Origin of the sequence: Acidovorax delafieldii 2AN (genome assembly GCF_000175235.1) — a bacterium.
Taxonomy (GTDB): domain Bacteria; phylum Pseudomonadota; class Gammaproteobacteria; order Burkholderiales; family Burkholderiaceae_C; genus Acidovorax; species Acidovorax delafieldii_B.
The window spans coordinates 1-1327 of the sequence record NZ_ACQT01000495.1 but is presented as its reverse complement, the minus strand read 5'-3'; the positions used below and the strand labels follow the sequence as shown (position 1 = coordinate 1327).

The following is a 1327-nucleotide window of genomic DNA, read 5'->3' as shown; positions in this document are numbered from 1 at the left end:
GGCGTGCTAGTGGGCTGGGTGTACCTGCGGCGGCAGTGGCACCGGGCGGCGCCGCTGTTTCCGGTGGATCTGCTGCGCATCCCCGTGTTTGCGTTGTCGATGGGGTCGTCGGTGGGGGCGTTCTGCGCGCAGACGCTGGCCTACCTGGCGCTGCCCTTCCTGCTGCTGGATGGCTTTGGCCGCAGCCACCTCGAGGCGGGCCTGCTGATCACCGCCTGGCCCCTGGCCATCGTGGTGACGGCGCCTCTGGCGGGCCGCCTGATCGGCCGCTATCCCGACGGGCTGTTGGGCGCCATCGGCATGGGCATCTTCGGCTGCGGCCTGCTGCTGCTGGCGGCCTTGCCGGCACAGCCCGCGCACCTGGACATCGTGTGGCGCATGGCGTTGTGCGGAGCGGGCTTTGCGCTGTTCCAGTCGCCCAACAACCACACCATCGTCACCTCCGCGCCCCTGGCGCGCAGCGGCGCCGCCAGCGGCATGCTGGGCACGGCCCGCCTTACGGGGCAGACGATGGGCGCCGTCATGCTGGCCGCCATCTTCACGGTGTGGCCCTCGCACGGTGGCCGGGCGGAGTGGGTGGCCCTGTTGGTGGCTGCGGCGTTTGCTACGGTGGCAGGCGTGTGCAGTTCGTTGCGCATGCGCACGGCGCACTGACGGGGGCGGGCGTTGGCGCGCAGCGCCCGCGGCTTGCTTTGCCAGACCGCAGACCGCAGACCGCAGACCGCAGACCGCAGACCGCAGACCGCAGACCGCAGACCGCAGACCGCTGGCGGCCGCGGTGCGGCGCAGATGGCCATGATTATTGGTCAAATACGCCTGTAGCGATTGCTGTGCATGCGCTACGTGCTATCTATGTGATAGTGAATCAAGCCGCCTCAGCGGGGCGCCCCTTCGGCAGACGCGCGCCATTGCGGGGGCAGCAGGGCGTACAGCGGCGTGGGGTCGCGCACGAAGAGGCGGGGGTTTGGGGCGGGCAGGATGGTCAGCACGGCGCCTTCCTGGCTGACGTCGATGTTGGCGAGTTGCTGCATCCAGGCGATGTCGACCGTGCCGGTGCTGGCGGGCCGTGAATAGATCATCTGCAGCATGCGCTGGGCGGGTTTGCTGCCGGCGGATGCGGCAACCTGGTAGAGCCGGATGGCTTCGGCATAGTTGGCGGGCACGCCGTCGCCGCGGTGGTAGCGGCGGGCGTCTTCAAACCATTCTTGCGGCGTATGGCTGCGCGAGGGCTGCGCCTCGGCGGCCTGCATGCGGACGGCCAACAACTGCGCATTGGCGGCAGCGGCGGGGGACTGTGCGGCCGCGCTGCGGAACTGCTCGAGCGCCT

General features: G+C 70.0%; 1 protein-coding gene and 1 pseudogene. One reads left to right on the top strand and one right to left on the bottom strand.

Going from position 1 to position 1327, the window contains the following annotated elements; genetic code table 11:
• Positions 1-654, top strand: a 654-nt coding sequence (locus tag ACDELDRAFT_RS22545) for an MFS transporter (RefSeq protein WP_005801254.1), incomplete at its 5' end; no start/stop codon positions are given.
• A 221-nt stretch (positions 655-875) separates the two neighbouring features.
• On the opposite strand, the pseudogene ACDELDRAFT_RS25265 reads toward ACDELDRAFT_RS22545, so the two are convergent.
• Positions 876-1327: pseudogene (locus tag ACDELDRAFT_RS25265) on the bottom strand (sel1 repeat family protein); the annotation flags it as partial.